This is a genomic window from Paenibacillus sp. FSL P2-0322 (assembly GCF_037975315.1).
GTDB lineage: Bacteria > Bacillota > Bacilli > Paenibacillales > Paenibacillaceae > Paenibacillus > Paenibacillus polymyxa_B.
Genome location: NZ_CP150243.1, coordinates 1,784,081 through 1,803,674, shown reverse-complemented (window position 1 = coordinate 1,803,674; position 19,594 = coordinate 1,784,081). Strand labels below are relative to the sequence as shown.

Here is a 19,594-nt window from a genome sequence, read left to right as displayed (position 1 = left end):
TTAACTAGAGAGTTCATTCTTGCTCCTCCATCTTGACTGACATCATTTTATAACCAAGTCCTCTTACATTGATTAAAAATTGCGGGTGCTTGGGATCAGGTTCTATTTTTTTCCGCAAACGGGAGATATGAATCACTACGGTCTTCTCATCACCCAAGAAGGCCTCGCTCCATATCGCCTCATAAAGCTGCCGTACACTGAAAATACGGTTAGGATGCTTGCACAGAAATACCAGCAGTAGCCATTCACGTGCCGGACAATCGACCTGCTTGTCCTCCACATACAATACACCGGATTCCAGTTCCAGACGAAAATATCCAAAATCTAAAGTGCGTAAGGTCGGTTTCATGGCCACTGTCGAAACTTTCCGATATTTCATTCGAGCTTTCATACGCGCAACGACTTCCAGCGGGTTAAACGGTTTGGTAATATAATCGTCCCCTCCGATACCAAACCCCATTAATTTGTCTAGGTCTGTATCTCTTGCCGTCAAAAAAAGAATAGGGGCATCCGTATATAGACGCATTTGACGACACACCTCAAACCCATCGTTATCAGGCAGCATAACATCAAGTACAATCACATCCACATGAGATTCCATCACGACTTGCAGCGCTTCCCGACCCGTTGCAGCATGCTTGACTTGAAGGAATCCTTCTTTTTTTAACACCGTTGTCAGCATATCCCGCAACCCCTGCTCATCGTCTACTATAAGTACTGCAATTTCTTCCATAACCCAAGGTTCTCCATTCTTTTTTTACATTTTTTACTTTCATTATAAAAGCAAACGGGCAGAATTTAAATCGAGTTCCATCACATATCGTTCATCCCCGTGAATATACTTAATAACCAACAAGGCCAAACTGTGCCGTGTATCCACTTGGGGGGTGCCTAATAATGCCGGAACCACGCCAGCCATATTCATTCGTCGTATCCCGCGAAGATTGGTCGCTGCATCGCAAAGGGTACCAGGACCAGCAACGTCATCAGCAGAAGGTCAAAGATGTCATTAAGCAAAATCTACCCGATCTGATAACGGAAGAAAATATTATTATGTCGGACGGTCAACAGATTATTAAAGTGCCGATTCGCAGTCTGGATGAATATCGCTTCATTTATAACTATCAAAAGCAAAAGCATGTAGGCCAAGGAGATGGCGACAGTCAGGTGGGGGATGTCATTGGACGTGATCCTGCTTCCCAGAAGCCAGGTAAAGGTGAGAAAGCCGGCGACCAGCCGGGACACGATATTATGGAAACGGAAGTCAGCATAGAAGAACTGGAAGATATGCTGTTTGAGGAAATGGAATTGCCGAATTTACAGCAAAAAGACAAGGATCAAATTGAGGTTGAATCTATCGTATTTAATGATATACGTAAAAAAGGCATGCAAGCGAACATTGACAAGAAACGAACCATTCTCGAAAATCTGCGCCGCAACGCCCGTGAGGGGAAACCGGGCATTCATCATATTAGTCCGGACGATCTTCGCTACAAAACATGGGAAGAGAAGACCATTCCCCAATCCAACGCGGTGATTATAGCCATGATGGACACATCAGGCTCGATGGGCTCTTTTGAAAAATATTGCGCTCGCAGCTTCTTTTTCTGGATGACCCGCTTTTTGCGCCGTCAGTATGAAAAGGTGGAAATTGTCTTTCTCGCGCATCATACCGAGGCTAAAGAGGTTACGGAAGAAGAATTTTTTACCCGCGGAGAAAGTGGCGGCACGATCTGCTCTTCCGCTTATTTAAAAGCACTGGAGATTATCGACAAACGATATCCTCCTTCCAGCTACAATATTTATCCCTTCCATTTCTCGGATGGCGATAACCTGACCTCGGACAATGAGCGGTGTGTGAAGCTAATCGAGGAACTTATAAAGCGGAGCAATATGTTCGGCTATGGAGAAGTGAATCAATATAATCGCAGCAGCACGCTGATGTCAGCCTACAAGAATATTAAAAAGGATCAGTTTATGTACTATGTCATCAAGGAAAAAGGTGAGGTATACCAAGCCTTACGTACCTTTTTTCGCAAACGGGAAGGGGGATCGGTGGGATGAGTACCGACCAGAAGGAGCTAGAATATGCGATATCAGAAATTATGGAGATTGCCGATGGATTCGGGCTCGATTACTACCCGATGCGGTATGAGATTTGTCCGGCGGATATTGTATACACGTTCGGAGCCTATGGTATGCCCACGCGCTTCAGCCACTGGAGTTTTGGAAAAACATTTCACAAGATGAAAATGCAGTACGATTTTGGATTGAGCAAAATCTATGAGCTGGTCATTAACTCCAATCCCTGCTATGCCTTCCTGCTGGAAGGAAATTCTTTGGTGCAAAATAAACTGATTGTCGCCCATGTACTGGCACACTGTGATTTTTTCAAACACAACGCTCGCTTCTCAGCTTCTAATCGCAATATGGTAGAGAGTATGTCGGCCACAGCAGATCGAATCAACAGCTATGAAATGGAATACGGGTCAAAGGCTGTAGAATCCTTCATTGACTCTGTACTGGCGATACAAGAGCATGTGGATCCACAGATTATCAAACCAAGGCATCTGGATAAACAGCGCTATATGGAGCTCAAAATTCGGGAGCAGAAAGAACCCGGAAAACGCCAGCGTCCCCCTGGGCCTTACGATGATCTATGGTCACTGGACACAGTGAAGCAGCATGATCCCGCCGAGACCGAGGGCATCAAGGTACGCAAGTTCCCACCGGAACCTGAAAAAGATATCGTCTGGTTTATTCAGGAATTCTCGGAGGTACTGGAGGACTGGCAGCGGGATATTATGACGATGCTACGGGACGAAATGCTGTATTTCTGGCCTCAAATGGAGACCAAAATCATGAATGAAGGCTGGGCCTCCTATTGGCACCAGCGGATTGTAAGGGAACTAGATTTGACCGGGGAGGAAACCGTTGAATTTGCGATGCTGAACGCTTCTGTCGTACAGCCTTCCAAGCAAAGCCTGAACCCGTACTATTTGGGACTGAAAATATTTGAGGATATTGAAAAACGATGGGATAACCCAACCCGTGAGGAGCAAGAGCGACAAGGACGCAAACCGGGCCAAGGACGCGCTAAAATGTTCGAGGTACGAGAGTTCGACTCAGACACCTCTTTTATACGCAATTACATGACCAAGAAACTGACAGAGGATTTGGATCTGTACGTGTTTGAGAAACGGGGACCCGATTGGAAAATTACCGATAAATCCTGGGAAAACATACGGGATCAGCTCGTGTTTTCACGTGTGAATGGAGGCTCCCCTTATATCGTCGTCGAGGATGGAGATTACCTGCATACGGGCGAGTTGAAGCTCAAGCACCAGTACGAAGGCATTGAGCTGGATTTAAAATATATGGAGCGCACACTTCCGTATGTATATCAGCTGTGGGGGCGCACCGTTCATTTGGAAACATTGATTGAGGGTAAGCTCGCCTTATTCTCATATGACGGTAAGAAACATCATCGTAAGTTTGTATAGTCATACAAAATCAAATAGCCAGCCTAATTTAAAAAAGGGGCATTCCTAAAAAGGATATGCGCCTTTTTTTTACTATTTCATACAACCTTAAGCGACCTTTGTTTCTTGCCAATTTCAGGACACCTGTTTCGTTTTGGATCAGGGGTGTATTATACTAATATGATAAATGACCCACGGGTCATAGTTGAGAAGCAGAACGAGGAGCGTTGATATAGATGAACACCCATCCCAGCTTTCGTGAAGTTCGTGAAAGTGATCAGCAGGTATTCCCGATCGCCTGGTATGCCGTTGGCTGGTCCAAGGAACTAAAGAATAAACCGCTTAAAAAGCGACTGCTTGGCAAAGATATTGTCCTGTACCGTGATGATCATCGTCAGGTACATGCCATCCATGCTTATTGCCCGCACCGAGGAGCTGATTTGTCGCTCGGCTATTGTCAAAACGGGCACATCACATGTCCATATCATGCATGGTCTTTCGATGAGAGTGGGCAGTGTGTGGATATTCCGGCACATCCGGGACGGGCTATTCCTGAATTTGCTCATACCTATGCCTATCCCGCGATTGAAAAAGCCGGTCTGCTGTGGGTATATGCTCAGGCCGTTGGCTCAAAGTCTGAGATAAACTCAGGGTTGGGAACATCCACATCCCCCCCTCCTCTGGAGATTTTTCCCGAGCTTGAGGACCCCTCTCTCATTTTGTCTCCCTACGATTCCGTGTGGAAGGCACATCTGACGAGAGTTGTGGAGAGCGTGCTGGATGTCGCTCATTTGCCAATTGTCCATAACAAAACGATCGGTAAAAAATCCTCCACCGACATTCATATCGAGTTTGAAGCGGATGACAATCATATTCGAGTGAAAAACGGGAAAGGTCTATTACAATATACCTTTCCACAGCAATGGATTTTGACTCCCGCCAAGGAAGGACGCAGCAAGTTTATTAATTTCGTCACCTTCACTCCGATTGAGCAAGAGTTAACTGCCATCTACGGAATGGCTGGACGTAATTTTGCCAGATTTGTACCGGGTATGAGCCACATTTTTTCCAGATACAGTGGCAAGGTGCTGGAAGAGGATCGGGCCGTGGTGGAAAGCCAGCATCCGCGTCCAATCCCAGAAGCGCTGCGAATGGAGGCACACGTCCCCGCTGATGGACCTCAGGTTCGGTTTCGCAACCGCTGGTATGATTTCCTTGTCAACGATGAGCCTCGTGTACGACTGGGTCCAGAAACTACTTCCTCTTAAATTCGACGATGTAGCTTTGATTGAGCTGTTTTCCACCTTCCGAGATGTTCTGGTACATGGATAAAAACCGGGCGGATGGGCTCCATACCGTTGGGCTGTCATAGGATTGGATATCGGTCGTAACCGGAGTGGTTTTACCCGTAGACTGGTCAAACACATACAGCCCTCTCATGCCTTGCTGATCCTCATCATAAATGGAATAAGCAAGCTTGGACCCGTCGCTGGACCAGCTTCCACGACTCATTAAAGTGCCTTGACCGACGATTCCTTTCTCTTTGCCCTGTTCATCCAAAATGATCATACGGGCTGGTTCGGATGTATTCCATTTCCGCTTTTCAATGGCAATTGACTTACCATCAGGCGACACGGCAAAGGACATGGCACCCTCTGCAATGGTCACAGACTGAGGATGATTGAGGGTGAACCGATTCAGCACCGGATACCCTTGTTTATCACTGCCTGTATAAAATATGGCGTTACCCACTTTTTCGACATGAGACATCAATTCAGAGCGATTCGGATCTTGAAAACTCAATTCTTTAGCTTTTCCGTCCAGACCAATGAGCTGGATTTTACCATCCGGTGTGCCTGTAATGAGATCATTCTCATCGCTCCAGCTCACTTCGTTAGTCATATCCAGCTTGCCGATCGATGTAACCTTACCACTGCCTAGTTCCAAAATGTAGCCTTGAATATCATATTTGCTGCTGGTGCTACCTTCAGTAAAAAAGACATGGCGCTGATCCGGTGATACCACAGCAAGTAACTGTGGAGCCTTACGACCTGGTGTTAAAATCCGCTCCTTGTCTGTCTCTACATTATGAATCCACAGCTGGGTTTTACGCTCCACAATCAGCTCTTCGTCGCTCAGCCAAGACCTCGCGTAGACATCCCCCAGCCTGTCGATAGACGATACCACCAGCTCGTCCGTTACTTGCTGCTGGGCTGCATCCGTGTCAATCACAGTAAGCTGTTGGCCCGGTTTCATACCGGATGCTGGATTTGTCTCTCCTGCGCTCTTCATGCCGCAACCGCTGAACAATGCCCCGGCGATTAATCCGGTCATGAGCACCCCCGTGGCTTTCTGTCTGAAAACTCTTGTACGGGAATCTTCGCGATGAGAGGAGCCGTTCTTTTGCCCATAGCTGCCTATGTTTTTCTTTATCATGTATAACGGCCTCCTTGTTAACGATACCCCCAGTTTAATGCCCGAACATCTCATGAATACATCGGATTGTTTCCAAGTTGTAAACAAGACACCATTTTAGCCCTGTGCTAACAGTTGGCCATTTACAGGGAGCCATCGTGAACCAAGAGAGGGAGTCTAAGCGAAAATTCATTCCCACTTACATTTGTATGCCCGTTGTCATTTTCCAACCCACTATGATCTGAAGCTGTAAGCTGCAACTCTCCCCCCATGCGCTCCGCCAGTCTGCGCGCCAGAGGAAGACCGAGTCCCGTACCGCTGTCCTGACGAGATCGATCACGACTTAAGGTAGCAAACGGCTCAAAAATCATGTCCCATTGCTCCCTAGGAATCCATGGGCCGGAATTGCGTATACACACAATCACGGTGTCCTGTTCTACTCGATTCGATAACGTAATCCATCCACCGTCCCGATTGTACTTCACTGCATTATCCAGCAAATTCAGTACAATATGCATCAGATGCTTAGGGTCTCCCCACACCTGGGCAGGAACGGTATCTATCGAAAAATTCAGCCTACGCGCTGCCGCTTTTCCTCGAATATGGCTCCCTGCATCTTCCAGCAACGAATGCAGTTTCACAGCCTCCGTATGCAATTCAAAATCATATTTATCCAGCACAGATAGCCGCAGCGAGTCCTCGACAAGCTCGTATAACCGTTTTGTTTCCTTACTGATACTTTCTCTCGCTTCACGCACCAGTTCAGGATCATCCCCATACATGTCCAGTAAATCAGCATAGGCCTGAATAGAGGTTAATGGAGTCTTCAGTTCATGGCTGATATTTCCAATAAAAGATTTTTGCTGCTGCTCCAGCTCTCTCAAACGCTGAACCGCTTCTTCCAGCCGAAGCTTTTCGTTTTCCAGCGCGGTAATGCTCTCCCGAATCACATGACTCATCTGGAGCATTCCTTCATCCAGCCTTCCCAGCTCGTCCTGCCGCCGCAGCAGTCTGGCTTCTGGATAGTGCCCTGTCGATATCTGCTCGGAAGCGCGAGTCAGTCGTCCGATATCTCTCGTCTGGCGGCTGACATAGCCTAAGCCCAAAATAAAGCTCAATACCAGCACCGCACCCCCTGTCCATAGAAACAACTGGGCAATGGCCTGGTAGAACTGCTGCTGCGCTTCTGTTGAGCTATGAAGCTGTACCACTCCCAGTAAGCCGTCCGGACCTTGAAGCGGAGCCAAATAGGTGACTGCGCTACCTTCCGTAATATACGCAATTTTGCCTTGGAGCGCATAGGAAAGGGCCTGGCTGACATTTGTTCTAAAAGCCAGCGGTAGAGAATTGCCAACCTCATGCCCCTGACCATCATATAAAATAACGCGCATATTGCTGGATACGCCCAGTTCCACTGCGAGTTGGGGCGCCTGCTTCTTCATGAAGCCTTCCGGTGATTGGCGCACTCCCAACAGGTAAGACTGTTTTACACGCATTTCTACAATTTCGGCCTGGCGCTTTAAGCTGCGTTCCATTTGGTCTGTCTGGTTAGCGCGAATGCCAGTAAGCACGAGCCAGCTCAGCACACCGACAGTAAACAGCAGCAAAGCCGCCAGTACCAGGGGAAATTTCCAACGCAGGCTTAAGCCTGTAGGTTTGCGTTTGCGTTTCTGTTGGTCGGTGGACCGCAAGCTTCCTTGCTGATGGAGTGAATGATGTTCGTTCACGTCATTTTCTCTGCCTTATAGCCGATACCATACACGGTCTGCAATATCGCCTGATGCGGCTCAAGCTTCTTGCGCAAGCGCTGGATATGAATATCCACCGTCCGCGTTCCGCCCACATAATCGAAGCTCCATACCTGCTCTAGCAGCTCGTCCCGTGTATACACCCTCCCGGCATGAGACACCAACAGCGCCAGCACATCAAACTCCTTGGGGGTCAGATCCAGCGCTATGGCTCCAAGTTCAGCCGTTCGGCTGGACGGACGTACCCGTAATGGGCCGAGTACCATTTCTGTTCCTTCCGGGGCAGGCGCTCCTTCTCGCTCCAGTCTCCGTACCAATGCTTTAATACGAGCGAGCAGCTCCCTTAGGTCAAACGGTTTGCTCATAAAATCGTCCGCACCCAGCTCCAGCCCGAGTACCTTATCAACGATATCGTTTTTGGCCGTCAGCAGTAAAATACCGATGCCCTTCCGACTTTCCAAACGGCGGCACACCTCATATCCACCCAGTTTGGGCATCATCACATCCAGTATGAGAACATCCGGGTGGAACAAACGCACTTTTTCCAAGGCGTCCTCCCCATCAACAGCAGTTTCCACCAAAAAACCCTCTCGCTTTAACGCATAAGCCAGCGCATTCCGAATGCTCGCCTCATCGTCCGCTATCAGTATTTTTTTATCCATGTCCTGCCCTCCCTGCATTAAAAAAACGCTCCAGCTACCTATGTTCCCGCAAATAATAATGAATCAGACATGTATGACATATAAACTGCTCACGTGGATCGTTAAGATCAAAATCTGTCATGTCGCGTATCCGTTCCAATCTGTATTTTACTGAGTTACGATGTATAAAAAGATAATTGGCTGTATCTACCAGACTGCCCCTGTTTTCCAAATAATAAAATAACGTTTTGAGTAAGTCACTGCCATGTGAGCGATCATATTGCTGAAGTCTCCCCAGCTTGCGTTCAAACAAATTTGAAAATTCCTCTTTGTCCATCGCTTCTCCAAGCATATAGTGCATCTCTATATCGCTGTATTTGCATACACGTTTATCAGGATACAGCCGCTGGGCTACAGTAATGGCACGACGTGCTTCATTGTAGCTTTGCAGCAGCTCCCATAACTTTTTGGCACTTCCGATGCCTAAATAATAATCGGCGGTACCCCAGGCTTTTTCAGTTGACCAGTTTTTCAGCGTATCACTCCAGGACGTTTCCTGATCAGAGCCAGGTGCGTTCTGATGATCATTCGGCTGAAGAGTCGGCAGAAATAATATCGCACGATTTGAACGGAACTCAATATGAGACACCACACGCCGTCGGGTCGATTCGATACTCAATAACCCAGAAAGAATCTCTTCTGGCGGAGCCGTAGCACTTTCCAGTACAGCCACCTCCCAGTTATATTCCGGGTTGAATCCCAATTGACGACCTCTCCGCTCAACCTCATGCCGCACCGGCAACGGAGGTGTCATGAGCTCATCTATAAAATTCCCCCGTAGTCGGCTTTCCGTATCTTCTACTGCCTTTTCACGCATTAATTCTAACGCCATCACCAGCCGTGCCTGCTCAATACCAACCTGCTCCATATCATCCAGTTCATTGCGGGCAATGACCAACTTGGCGACTGTACGTTTATCCACACTAATTGGAAAATGACGAGCATCTTGTACCTTCGCCCAATCCCAATCTTGTGGTGAAGTGACAATGGCTTGACCACCATTATCAACCAAAGCAACCGGAGCTTTAAAAAGCTCTGCTATATTATCGCTTACAGCCTGTATGCCACTGTTCTCCAGCACCATCGTCGTTAACGTTCGATAGATTTCTTCCGAACGTCGCAGCAGCTCTGCCTGTCGGTTCAACACCATATCCATGACACGCTGCGTAATATCCGTATAGGGAATATCGGCTGGAATCTCAATCACAGGAAGGCCACAGGCATTGCTTTCTTCAAGCGCACTATGGGGAATTTCCGTGAGAAAGCGGGTAGGCTTGATCACAAGCGCCGCCGCCCCGCCCTGATGCAGTAATTGAATAATTTGACACAATACCTCAGGCTCATGACGGATCGAATAAGCCGTTGTCATTAACAATACACCTTCCCGGACCCAGCCTTTCAGGTCAGGGACTTCCATAATGTCAATAAACCGGACAACCCGGCTTAGCCCTTGTTCTCCGCTTAATACCTTCGCCTCCTTCAACACGGGTATTGCCATGAGCTCTTGAACTGTTACACCCGGTATTTTCATAAAGACAGACCACCCTGCTATTTATTTTGCAAAATCCTTAGTTCATCTAATTTTCAGGATAGTGTACCAAAAAAGTGTACAAAACAAAACCTTTTACCGCTTGGTCAAATCTATCCACACCAGCCCATTCCTATCTTTAGGAGCTCAATGGAACATAAATAAACCGCCCTTTTCTGGAAAAGGCGGTTTATTTTAATATTCAACTATTTATAATGAAGTTTAAGAACTATCCTGCTTGTACCCCACACGAAGTGGCTGCTAGCGTACCGAAACAGCTGCACCCAACGCCACAATCGGGTCAATAGCCCGAATCCCTAGTGTACGCTCCAGCTCTGGCGCAAAGTTCATTGTTACAAAACCTGTACAGGCAAGTACAATTACCTCAGCCCCCTTCTCCTGAAGCCGTAACGCTGCTGCCATAGCTGCCTCTTTACCTTGTGGAGTGTTCAAGTCCAGTGTCGTCTGCACACCTATGGGACGCTCTGTACCGATATAGGAATCGCCCAAAATGCGGCGAATCAGCGGCGGAGCCTCCTCCAAAATGGTCAACACGCCTACACGGCTGGCCGATGTCAGAGCCAAGAGTGCCGCACAGGACCCCGCCCCGTATACAGGTACAGATACAGCCTGACGAGTTTCCTCTAGCGCCGGATCAGCCGCGCAGCTAATACCGATAGACGTACAGCCTTGTTCAACGAGTTGTTGCGCCGCGAGCACAATTTTAGGCACCGCTTCCCGGTCTGTGATATCATCGTAGATTCCTTTCGGCTGATCGGGGATACATACACTGGTGACAGGCAGCCCGTAGTGCTGCTCAATAACCCGGCCGTGAAGGTCGATAGCTGCTTTGTCCTGCATGGTAAGCACTCTGATCATTCCAAGCATGATAACTTCCTCCCTTTATCGCTCTAGCAACTGACCAGCCTTCATAATCAGACGATCATCCAGATATACATCCGGTTTTTGTACGACTCCGTCAATATGTACACCCGCAGCGACAGTTCCCCCAAAGGTATTATTGCTGCCAAAAGCGACATGAATCGTGCCATATACTTTCTCGTCCTCTAACACAACACCTGTAATGCGGGCTTTATCATTCGTTCCAATACCAAATTCGGCCAGCATTCTACCATCGCCTTCGCCGAGCATATCCAACAGGGACTGTCCGGCTTCCCCTTCTGCCGCGATTAATCTTCCATTTTGCACCGTCAGCAGCAGCGGCTCTTTTAAGGCACCGATTCCCGCTACAGAACCGTCCACCACAATCTGACCCTGTGCCATTCCTTCCAGCGGAGCAATATACGCTTCACCTGAAGGCAGGTTCCCCGATTCGCCAGGATTCAAATACATACCTGTGCTGGGAACGCCGTTGCGCCCTTCTATGGTAAAGTTCAGACTATATCCATCCTTTTCAATCCGTACCTGCTTGGCAGCAGTCAGCAATGCGGTCACCTCTTCGGTCAGCGCCTTGACCTTCGGATAATCAGCAGCAATTGCTCCATTCATGAACATATCGTCTGTCATGCCGGGCATGGTCGCCAGGCGTGCTCCAGCAGCTGCGGCTTGCTTACGGGCACTTGTATGTGTCAGCGAATACCGGGTGACACATACAACAACGTTGGAGCGAAGCATGGCTTCGGCAACAGGGGCCGGAGGCTCCTCGCCCGATTTGGAACGAACCTTCATCGTCAAAATAGCTGCTTCTGCCCCCAGTGCCTTGCCAGCTTCATATATAGACTCGCCCAATTCTTTTTTATCATCGTCGGTTACGACCAGAAGCGTCTCTCCAGCGGTAAGTCCCAAACATTTTTGCAATACATTTTTACTGATTTCAATACGTTGTTGACTCATAGTTCTTACCTCCAATTTTTAGCTCCTTACACCATTTCCGATACCAGTTTGCCAATCAAGGCATTGGACAATACAACGGGAACCCCTGAGTAATGCGCCGCTAGCTCTCTATGCGTTTCCGTATAGCCCATGCAATCCAGTACGATCAGATCGGCTTGATTCTTGAACTGTCCTGCTGCTCGGCGAAATTCTTCCTCACTGCCACTGTAAGGCGAGGCTGCCGCAAACTCTGGATTCAATCCATAAGGGCTGAATTTAAGCTTGAGGTTGTTCTTCTGTTCTTCGAGCGGTCCAATGAGACCCAACCTTCTTCCGCTGGACATGGCCTTTAGTACAGGAGGAAGCACATGATCTGGCTCAATTAGAAAAGCGCTTCGGGTATGCAATCCAGGAAACACACCGGTACAGAGTAGCAAAATAGTACGTATGCCTTGCTCCTCCAAACGTGTGATTTTGTCTTGGAGCAGTGGCTGGATTTTTTCGCGTGAAATGACCACCGACTCCCCGGTCGTCAAGCGCGAGGTTAATACATATTCTCCCGGTGACGGTGATAGATGCTGTTGTATATAGTCCAATGAGAGCCCATCTAGCGCACCAGCCTGTACCAGCTCTGCCCGTCCTTCCAATGCCCTTTCTACGATAGGGGTCACATCTGACCGGGGGGCTTGCCCAATCGTAATCATCCCAAGCTTATGCATTTTGAATCCCTGCTTTCGCTTCATTTTATTTTACGCTCCTGGCGACAAAGGGCAAGCCCGCGGTCTGCCTTTATTTCGGTTCTGGTGAATAGTTTTAACTTATGTTACTGCAACTTTCCTAACATAAACAATGTTCGTCCTGACCAAAACAAAGGCTTGTTTGTTGTGCATTAAGGATAAAAAAACAAAATCATAGCGCTATTATTACATTTTATCCCTTTATAGTGTCAAGAAATATAACGCAGTATAAACATCTCTTCCCTCACTGCCCTGCGCTTTGGAGTGTCTTACCTGTCCGTATATGCTAAAATACTTCCGTATCGGCTATTCGCCTACAGGAGGGCATGATCATGAAACAATCTATTTTGATCGTAGAAGACGAAGAAAAGATTGCTCGGCTTCTAGAGATCGAACTTCAATTTGAAGGCTATCAAGTATGTAAAGAAAAAAACGGAATTGATGGGCTGGAGACGTATTGCAAAGGCAATTGGGATCTAGTGTTGCTGGATATTATGATTCCCGGTCTCAATGGCATCGAGCTACTTCGTAGGATTCGTAAGCATGATGCGAACGTTCCTGTCATTTTGCTGACGGCTAAAAGTTCCATTGCAGATAAGGTCGAGGGACTCGATTTGGGAGCCAATGATTATGTTACCAAACCGTTTGTGATCGAAGAGCTGCTTGCACGTGTACGGGCCGCACTCAGAGTGGGTGCAACGAAAGACATGGCTCCACAAGGGGTAGATAAATGGCTTAGTGCCGGGGATTTACGTCTCCATGAAGGTACTCGTGAAGTTCTTCGAGGAGAGCACAACATTGAGCTTACACCGCGAGAGTTTGACTTGCTCGTTCATTTACTCAGACACCAGCGGCAGGTACTTAGCCGTGAACAATTACTGGAGAATGTATGGGGCATAGATTATATGGGCGATACCAATGTGGTCGATGTGTATATTCGCTACGTGCGCAATAAAATCGACCCTACGCGCCAGCTCCCTGAGCTGATCCATACTGTACGCGGAATTGGTTACGTTCTGAAGGAATCCTTATGAAGCTACAAAACAAAATCCATACGTATACCTCGTTATTATTCGGGGTTTTACTTGTGGCCATTCATTTCTCAGTCTACTTCCTATTCAGCCAACTTTCGATAGACAGTCGAAAAGACCAGGTAGAGGCCGCAGCAGAGAACATAGTTCGTGGGATTCAACGTGCTCCGGTATCCGTAGCCGCTGAGGATCTTCTCCGAGCCTATGTACCGCTGGATGGCATGCTTCGGCTGATGAAACCAGAAGGTGACTTTCTTCCCCCTATCACCTCTTCTTCCGAGCAATCTCTTAGCTTGATGAAGGGCGTTTTTGATGAAACACGGCAGGTTCGCATGATTACCTATGAAAGCAATCGTTACATTCTTGTATCGCTCCCCATGATTTGGACCAATGGCGAGGTTGTCAATCTCCAGGTGACCGAAAGTCTGCAACCGACGATGCAGACGCTACAGGTACTCAGAATTGTACTTGTGGCTGTCACTGGAATTGCGCTCATTCCTGTTGTGGTGTCGGGAAGGCTGCTCGGCAGACTGATCACACGTCCAATTACATCTATGATTAGCACGATGAAAGAAATTCAGCGCAGCGGGAAATTTAAACGCCTTCCGCTCAATTCATCATCACGCGACGAACTGGTCGAAATGGGAGAAACATTTAATGACATGATTGAACTGCTGGAGCGGAATTTCGTCAGGCAAGAACAATTTGTATCTAATGCGTCCCATGAATTGAAGACACCGCTCACCATTATTGAAAGTTATGCCAGCCTGCTCAAACGGCGGGGGTTGCAGCATCCCAACATTTTCGCCGAATCCGTTGAAGCGATTCATTCCGAGGCGATCCGAATGAAGGACATGGCAGAGCAGCTTCTTCTGTTGGCCAGAAACGAAGAACAATGGAATGTCGTGCTGGAGCCTGTACACCTGACCAGAATAGCGACAGAATTAAAAGCTACATTTGAAAATGCGTTCGCCCGACAAATTCAACTGGATGTACAGACAGACTGCATTGGCTATACCGATGAAAATAAGCTGAAGCAGCTCCTATTTATCTTTTTGGATAATGCACGCAAATACAGTGACGAGCCGATACACCTGATGATTGATACGGTGGGCGGTACAGCTCAACCCTGCATAAGAATCACAGATCAAGGAATTGGAATCCCGGAAGAAAAGTTATCTAAAGTATTCGACCGCTTCTATCGTGTGGATGAAGCCAGAAGCCGCGAGGAAGGTGGGGCTGGGCTAGGCTTATCATTGGCTACAGGAATTGCACAAGCTATACATGCTCAAATTGGGCTAGAAAGTGTAGAGGGGAGCGGAACAACTGCAACGATCATCCTCCCTACCGTTCCAAAATAATAAGCCAAAGGAGGGAATAACGATGAAAGCCATCTATGTGTGGGTGATTGGAGGTACGCTGGCGGCTGTGTTGATTACAATTTGTCTTTTACAGTGGCCTTGGGCACGGTCGTTAGCAGCTTCTCCATTGGAAGAAAAGGCCGTCATCCAATCCGTTTTGCATCAGTATCCCGGCGAGGTGCTCGAATCCCAACGCTTGGGTGATTTTTATCTGATCAGGCTGGAACGCGCCAAAGGGAAGTACGATATAAAAGCCAATGCCTATGACGGTGTCATCGACTCCATTAAGCGGACACAGGCTTATACAGATGCGAAGCAGGAGCCCCAAGATCACAAACCCGGTACCTCACCAACCAGAGACACATCGAATCCAGCTAATAAACCTGACCCGGTTTCTCTCGTTATTACAGAGAAAGAAGCAGCCAAGCTTGCTGCCAAAGCAGTTAACGGAACATCCGATGATATTGAGCTTCATCGCAACGACAAAGGCCTCTACTATCTGGTTGAGGTTGAGGTAAAAGATGGGCGTGAAGCAGTAGTACAGGTCAATGCAGTATCGGGCTCTATCGACTCTATAACGTGGGAAAAAGAAAAACAGGAGCACAACGAATCATGACGACTTGATGATCATCTCAGCTCATGTTTTCTCATGGTTTTCTCATGATTCTATTATGTTCCTCTCATGTTCAAGAGATAAGCTGTATTCATGCTTATAGCACAAGGAGGAATTATGTAATGAAAAAAAACTATACATTAGGAATTATGGCAGCCACGGTTCTGCTTGGAGTTACAGTTACGGGTGTCTCAGCGAATGCCGTATGGGCCGCTAAACCTACGGGCCTTATTGGAGCGACCGCCGCTGCCAACATTGCCAAGAAGGCTGTGGGGAATAATGCACAAGTTGAAGATGTCGAACTGGAGCGCAAGAACGGAAAAGTCTACTATGAGGTGGATCTCCAGCAAGGGGATAAAGATTGGGATATAGATGTTGATGCTTATACTGGGAAAACCATCCGTTCCCATTCTGAGCTTGATCATGACTCGAATGACGAGTCCTCCCTTAACAAGCCAAATCACATCACCCTGACTGAAAAACAGGCTGGACAAATTGCGCTTAAGCACGTACCCGGGAGTACCCTTTTGTCTTCTAAATTGGATAAGGAAGATGGACAGTTCATCTACGAGGTAAAGGTACTCACCAACGAAGGAACCGTTGAGCTTGAAATCCATGCATCATCTGGCGCAATCGTGGATACAGACGAAGATGATGATGACAACGAATATTAATCACCCAGGTCATAATCAGGGTAACTAAATACAGAGCTAATTAAAACGGAGCAGCGAACTTTTGCTGCTCCGTTTTTTTGACCAATGTGACATAGGAAAAGAACGAAGATGGCTTCATAAAACTGCACCTATTATTTCTTCATGAATAGACTGATAACTAACAGAGGATTACCTTTTTCTTCAATCCAAAGTCAAGTGAGGTTCTTATGGCGAAATCCTATACTAAAGCACAGATTCGCAAAATCACCCGTCGTTTCGGCCTGATCCCGTTAAAATCAAGATTAGTCTCATCATTATACCGAAAAAATGCAGTGATCCAGGTGAAAACGAAAAAGGGAACTTATGCATTAAAGCCCTTTAGTCGTACAAAGATGGTCCGTTCAAATACGATTCAACAGATGGAACGAGCTGCGAGTCATATAAGGCTTTTGAAAAAGAGAAAGTATACCTACATGCCCGCATGGCTCCCCACTCATTCCGGCAAGTTATGGACTCTACATCAAGGAACGCCATTTTATGTAAGTCAGTGGATCAAAGGACGGGGACTGGAAACCGCTGAAGATTTCGAAAAACTGGGGCGGGCACTTGCCACACTTCACGCCACCTCCACCGGCTTGCATCGGATGGATAAAGGAAAGTCCCCTCCGACCATTCAACAATTGCGGATATGGAAAAACCAAGATCGTCTTTTTCAAAGAAAAATGATAAAAAACAGTCGCCATGATAAAACGTACCGCAACTGGTACAATGCTCACGGCGAAGACTGCAAACGTTTATCCAGGCGAGCATGGAAGGATTTGCAGGATGCATCCATCATAAGGCTGCTTCGGATGGAACATCGGCATCCCTCCTTGATACACAGTGATATCACTACCCCAAATGTCATTATTTCGGATGACGGTCATCTCAAAATCATTGATTGGGATCGGGCTAAGATCGGCTCAATCTATGCTGATTTGGCAAAGGCCCTTATGAATACGACTCAATTCAATCCTGAATTTGTGCAATCCTTGCTGAAGGGATACCAAAAGCGTAAACCACTAAGCCGTACTGAACGGAAGATTGTTACAGCTTTATATAAACTACCACGAGAAGCCTGGCATGCTTCCCGACACCCGAATCGTTCAAGAGATCGCGAAATCCTGGACAATTGGGATCAGTCGTGGCCTCTTCGATTACAAATCATCCATATTTTGCAAGAGTGGGCTCATGTATAAAAGAAAGTGAGGATCAAAATGTCGATTTTATCGAACGTTGAGCAGATGTACGGAATCAAAATTCAGCGTACCCGTCAAATGAAGGACATTCACAAGATTGAGACCGCTAATACGACTTATTGCTTAAAACCCTACAAATTTCCGGAAGAAGAGATCCGTTTTATTACACGTGTCTTGTCCTACTTGGATGAGCGCGGGTTTACACGCAGCCAAAAGGTCTATCCAACAGTACAACAAACGGCTTACATGACCTATGAAGGTGTTTCGTATACATTAACCAATTGGGTTCATGGACTCAGACCAGAATTCACAAAAAGAATAGACTTCAAAAAGGGAATTGCTACTTTAGCCAAATTCCATTCCAGTGCCGTTAGCTTTCCTATCACTGAAGCTCCGCCATCCAGAATCCGTTATGAAGGCTTGAGCGATGAAATAGCTGGATACAAAAAACGCCTCATCCCATACAGAGGTACAGCACATCTCGTAGCTCTTTGTGAAGAAGTGTCCCATCGCCTACAGCAGCCCAAAGTTAGAGAAGCCATTGCTCAAGAGCAAAAAGCCGCCGCATTTATACACGGCGACTATAATTATCCCAATCTGATTAAAGACAAACAGCTCAAAATCCATTTGATCGACTTTGAAAACTGCTCCCTACATGTAAGGATGAAAGATCTCTCCCATCTTCTTCATCGGAATTGTCTTTGGAATGGGACAAAGATGCTGCGTGCGATAGATTACTATCAACGATATCGTCCATTGAGCACCCATGATTTGCATCTGCTTCACGCACTATTGATCTCTCCCTATCATGTGGTCCGCAATATCAGAATAGGCGGCTTCCGTTCTGCCAAGCGAGTCATTCCGTCGTTCGTGCATTTGAACAAATACCGACGTGAACTTAGATCGTTATTATAATCTGTCAGCTTGGAACTAAACAAAAAAAACAGACCCGCTGAAAAGGTCTGTTTTTTTGTGTTCTGACAACAACTACAGGAAAAGCGCATGCCGCTAAAGCCAATCGACTTGCTGCCCCCATAGTACATTCAAGCCACATCTTACACCTGCAGCATTTCCGAGGAGTGCTGTAGCATTTCCAATTCCTTCACCATGTTTTCGATCAGCTTTGTGAACGAAGCCAATTCCTCTGAGCTGGAAGCCTGTTGCCGGGCACTGGCTGTTGTGGCAGCTGTTTCGGATTGTACACTGTCAAGCATACGGGCAATATCCAGCACCTTGCGCTGAATTTGCTCCTGTGCTTGCTTCGAATTAGATGCAAGCTTTCGCACCTCCTGTGCCACAATTTGAAACCCGCGCCCTGCTTCCTGCGCATGGGCAGCCTCAATCGCCGCATTCAGTCCCAGCAGATGAGTCTGATCGGACAGTTCCCGGATCGTACCGCTCATCTGCTCAATATGCTTAATCTCGTCACTCAAATGCTGTACCAATTCCTCTGTATGTTCCTGCGAATAAGCAGTGTTGCAGGCACTCTCCGCGATATTATCCGTATTTTCCCTAAGCTCAGCAATCATCCCGGTCAAATTTTGCGCAATTCGGGACACAACGGTCAGCACCTGCGTTTGTTCGTCGGCCAGCTCGTTGATTTGTTCCTTTTCCTTTTCCTTTTCCTGATAAGCTTCCAGTACAAGCTGGGAATCCAGGTTGAACATTTTGGAAAGAGCATGCACAATAAAAAACCAGTCCTCTATCCCCGAACGCTTTAAAATGTCCACTGCAATATCAAGATAAGCAATGTACGTGCCCAAATAATAATCGGAAGACAATCCGATTCGGGAATGTACCTGCCCCACAAAAAGACGGTGTTCGATAAACGGATCATCTATTTTTCCATCTGCGAGAGAAAACCAGTATTCACGTTGCGTTTGTTTTAGTCGTTCAATATTCGACCATTTGGAAATAATCGACATGAGATGCGGAACCTTTTCTACATGCTCATAAAACCGATCGACCACCTCATTCACAATAGATTGGAATAGTCCCTGATAATGATGCAATAAAGCCAAATCATCATCAGTAATACCAATATATTGTATCTGTTTTAATCTACTCTCCGCGACATGAATCATAAGTTCCTCCAAATAATAGTTTACATAGATTTTACATTACCATATTTATCGGCAACTTTTTAGAAATTGTTAAAAAAGCAGAAGATTGATTATGATTTTTTTCATAGCAATTTCAGAAAATATATAATCACAACTGCCTGATGATACAAAAAAGAATCCGGCAGCACCTG

Annotated in this window: 18 protein-coding genes; 9 read left to right on the top strand and 9 right to left on the bottom strand. The window is 46.9% G+C overall.

What is annotated here, in order from left to right:
• Nucleotides 1-13: 13 nt before the first annotated feature.
• Complete coding sequence (locus MKY24_RS07940) at nt 14-733, bottom strand: response regulator transcription factor (RefSeq protein WP_023987829.1); 720 nt, start codon at nt 731-733, stop codon at nt 14-16.
• A 164-nt stretch (nt 734-897) separates the two neighbouring features.
• On the opposite strand from MKY24_RS07940, the gene yhbH reads away from it, so the two are divergent.
• The 3 genes from yhbH (at nt 898) to MKY24_RS07925 (ending at nt 4,750) form a co-directional block, all read left to right on the top strand.
• A complete protein-coding gene (yhbH, locus tag MKY24_RS07935; RefSeq protein WP_023987828.1) occupies nt 898-2,064 on the top strand; it encodes a sporulation protein YhbH in 1,167 nt (388 codons plus the stop codon).
• Nucleotides 2,061-3,503: a SpoVR family protein gene (locus tag MKY24_RS07930; RefSeq protein ID WP_339201734.1), complete on the top strand. Its 1,443-nt coding sequence runs from the start codon at nt 2,061-2,063 to the stop codon at nt 3,501-3,503. The genes yhbH and MKY24_RS07930 overlap by 4 nt, the downstream gene beginning before the upstream one ends.
• A gap of 215 nt (nt 3,504-3,718) precedes the next feature.
• Complete coding sequence (locus tag MKY24_RS07925; protein ID WP_339201732.1) at nt 3,719-4,750, top strand: aromatic ring-hydroxylating dioxygenase subunit alpha; 1,032 nt, start codon at nt 3,719-3,721, stop codon at nt 4,748-4,750.
• On the opposite strand, the gene MKY24_RS07920 is transcribed toward MKY24_RS07925, so the two are convergent.
• From MKY24_RS07920 to MKY24_RS07890, 7 genes are all read right to left on the bottom strand, one after another.
• Nucleotides 4,737-5,918, bottom strand: a complete 1,182-nt coding sequence (locus MKY24_RS07920) for a WD40 repeat domain-containing protein (RefSeq protein WP_339201731.1) — start codon at nt 5,916-5,918, stop codon at nt 4,737-4,739. The two genes, MKY24_RS07925 and MKY24_RS07920, sit on opposite strands and share 14 nt — an antisense overlap.
• 122 nt (nt 5,919-6,040) lie before the next feature.
• Nucleotides 6,041-7,624, bottom strand: coding sequence for a HAMP domain-containing sensor histidine kinase (locus MKY24_RS07915; RefSeq protein ID WP_339201729.1), 1,584 nt, complete (start codon nt 7,622-7,624; stop codon nt 6,041-6,043).
• On the bottom strand, nt 7,621-8,307 hold the full coding sequence (locus tag MKY24_RS07910) for a response regulator transcription factor (protein ID WP_025723943.1): 687 nt from the start codon (nt 8,305-8,307) through the stop codon (nt 7,621-7,623). Before MKY24_RS07910 ends, MKY24_RS07915 begins: the two co-directional genes overlap by 4 nt.
• A gap of 34 nt (nt 8,308-8,341) precedes the next feature.
• Nucleotides 8,342-9,877, bottom strand: coding sequence for a PucR family transcriptional regulator (locus MKY24_RS07905; RefSeq protein ID WP_053325048.1), 1,536 nt, complete (start codon nt 9,875-9,877; stop codon nt 8,342-8,344).
• 258 nt (nt 9,878-10,135) lie between these two features.
• Nucleotides 10,136-10,762 carry an aspartate/glutamate racemase family protein gene (locus tag MKY24_RS07900; protein ID WP_068940131.1) on the bottom strand — a complete coding sequence of 209 codons (627 nt, stop codon included), beginning with the start codon at nt 10,760-10,762 and terminating at the stop codon, nt 10,136-10,138.
• Nucleotides 10,763-10,777: 15 nt separating this feature from the next.
• On the bottom strand, nt 10,778-11,728 hold the full coding sequence (locus MKY24_RS07895; protein ID WP_023987820.1) for an aminopeptidase: 951 nt from the start codon (nt 11,726-11,728) through the stop codon (nt 10,778-10,780).
• 26 nt (nt 11,729-11,754) lie between these two features.
• Entirely contained in the window at nt 11,755-12,450 is a 696-nt protein-coding gene (locus MKY24_RS07890; protein ID WP_069080722.1) for an AroM family protein, read from the bottom strand.
• 326 nt (nt 12,451-12,776) lie between these two features.
• Between MKY24_RS07890 and MKY24_RS07885 the strand changes: the two genes are divergently transcribed.
• The 6 genes from MKY24_RS07885 (at nt 12,777) to MKY24_RS07860 (ending at nt 18,255) form a co-directional block, all read left to right on the top strand.
• Nucleotides 12,777-13,478, top strand: a complete 702-nt coding sequence (locus MKY24_RS07885) for a response regulator transcription factor (RefSeq protein WP_023987818.1) — start codon at nt 12,777-12,779, stop codon at nt 13,476-13,478.
• Nucleotides 13,475-14,836, top strand: coding sequence for a HAMP domain-containing sensor histidine kinase (locus MKY24_RS07880; RefSeq protein WP_316243475.1), 1,362 nt, complete (start codon nt 13,475-13,477; stop codon nt 14,834-14,836). The genes MKY24_RS07885 and MKY24_RS07880 overlap by 4 nt, the downstream gene beginning before the upstream one ends.
• A 22-nt stretch (nt 14,837-14,858) precedes the next feature.
• Nucleotides 14,859-15,452, top strand: a complete 594-nt coding sequence (locus MKY24_RS07875) for a PepSY domain-containing protein (protein WP_316243474.1) — start codon at nt 14,859-14,861, stop codon at nt 15,450-15,452.
• 119 nt (nt 15,453-15,571) lie between these two features.
• Nucleotides 15,572-16,123, top strand: a complete 552-nt coding sequence (locus MKY24_RS07870; protein WP_023987815.1) for a PepSY domain-containing protein — start codon at nt 15,572-15,574, stop codon at nt 16,121-16,123.
• A 206-nt stretch (nt 16,124-16,329) separates the two neighbouring features.
• Nucleotides 16,330-17,340, top strand: a complete 1,011-nt coding sequence (locus MKY24_RS07865; RefSeq protein WP_339201725.1) for an aminoglycoside phosphotransferase family protein — start codon at nt 16,330-16,332, stop codon at nt 17,338-17,340.
• Between the two features lie 18 nt (nt 17,341-17,358).
• Nucleotides 17,359-18,255: an aminoglycoside phosphotransferase family protein gene (locus MKY24_RS07860; RefSeq protein ID WP_023987813.1), complete on the top strand. Its 897-nt coding sequence runs from the start codon at nt 17,359-17,361 to the stop codon at nt 18,253-18,255.
• A gap of 140 nt (nt 18,256-18,395) precedes the next feature.
• Here the strand turns inward: MKY24_RS07860 and MKY24_RS07855 are convergent, their stop codons facing one another.
• Nucleotides 18,396-19,424, bottom strand: a complete 1,029-nt coding sequence (locus MKY24_RS07855; protein WP_339201723.1) for a globin-coupled sensor protein — start codon at nt 19,422-19,424, stop codon at nt 18,396-18,398.
• Between the last annotated feature and the right edge of the window lie 170 nt (nt 19,425-19,594).

Coding starts and splice junctions, on each gene's coding strand:
- MKY24_RS07895 (WP_023987820.1), bottom strand. CDS start 11,728: ATGAGTCAACAACGTATTGAAATCAGTAAAAATGTATTGCAAAAATGT.
- MKY24_RS07940 (WP_023987829.1), bottom strand. CDS start 733: ATGGAAGAAATTGCAGTACTTATAGTAGACGATGAGCAGGGGTTGCGG.
- MKY24_RS07900 (WP_068940131.1), bottom strand. CDS start 10,762: ATGCTTGGAATGATCAGAGTGCTTACCATGCAGGACAAAGCAGCTATC.
- MKY24_RS07910 (WP_025723943.1), bottom strand. CDS start 8,307: ATGGATAAAAAAATACTGATAGCGGACGATGAGGCGAGCATTCGGAAT.
- MKY24_RS07890 (WP_069080722.1), bottom strand. CDS start 12,450: ATGAAGCGAAAGCAGGGATTCAAAATGCATAAGCTTGGGATGATTACG.
- MKY24_RS07925 (WP_339201732.1), top strand. CDS start 3,719: ATGAACACCCATCCCAGCTTTCGTGAAGTTCGTGAAAGTGATCAGCAG.
- MKY24_RS07885 (WP_023987818.1), top strand. CDS start 12,777: ATGAAACAATCTATTTTGATCGTAGAAGACGAAGAAAAGATTGCTCGG.
- MKY24_RS07930 (WP_339201734.1), top strand. CDS start 2,061: ATGAGTACCGACCAGAAGGAGCTAGAATATGCGATATCAGAAATTATG.
- MKY24_RS07870 (WP_023987815.1), top strand. CDS start 15,572: ATGAAAAAAAACTATACATTAGGAATTATGGCAGCCACGGTTCTGCTT.
- MKY24_RS07865 (WP_339201725.1), top strand. CDS start 16,330: ATGGCGAAATCCTATACTAAAGCACAGATTCGCAAAATCACCCGTCGT.
- MKY24_RS07880 (WP_316243475.1), top strand. CDS start 13,475: ATGAAGCTACAAAACAAAATCCATACGTATACCTCGTTATTATTCGGG.
- MKY24_RS07860 (WP_023987813.1), top strand. CDS start 17,359: ATGTCGATTTTATCGAACGTTGAGCAGATGTACGGAATCAAAATTCAG.
- MKY24_RS07905 (WP_053325048.1), bottom strand. CDS start 9,877: ATGAAAATACCGGGTGTAACAGTTCAAGAGCTCATGGCAATACCCGTG.
- MKY24_RS07920 (WP_339201731.1), bottom strand. CDS start 5,918: ATGATAAAGAAAAACATAGGCAGCTATGGGCAAAAGAACGGCTCCTCT.
- MKY24_RS07875 (WP_316243474.1), top strand. CDS start 14,859: ATGAAAGCCATCTATGTGTGGGTGATTGGAGGTACGCTGGCGGCTGTG.
- MKY24_RS07855 (WP_339201723.1), bottom strand. CDS start 19,424: ATGATTCATGTCGCGGAGAGTAGATTAAAACAGATACAATATATTGGT.
- yhbH (WP_023987828.1), top strand. CDS start 898: ATGCCGGAACCACGCCAGCCATATTCATTCGTCGTATCCCGCGAAGAT.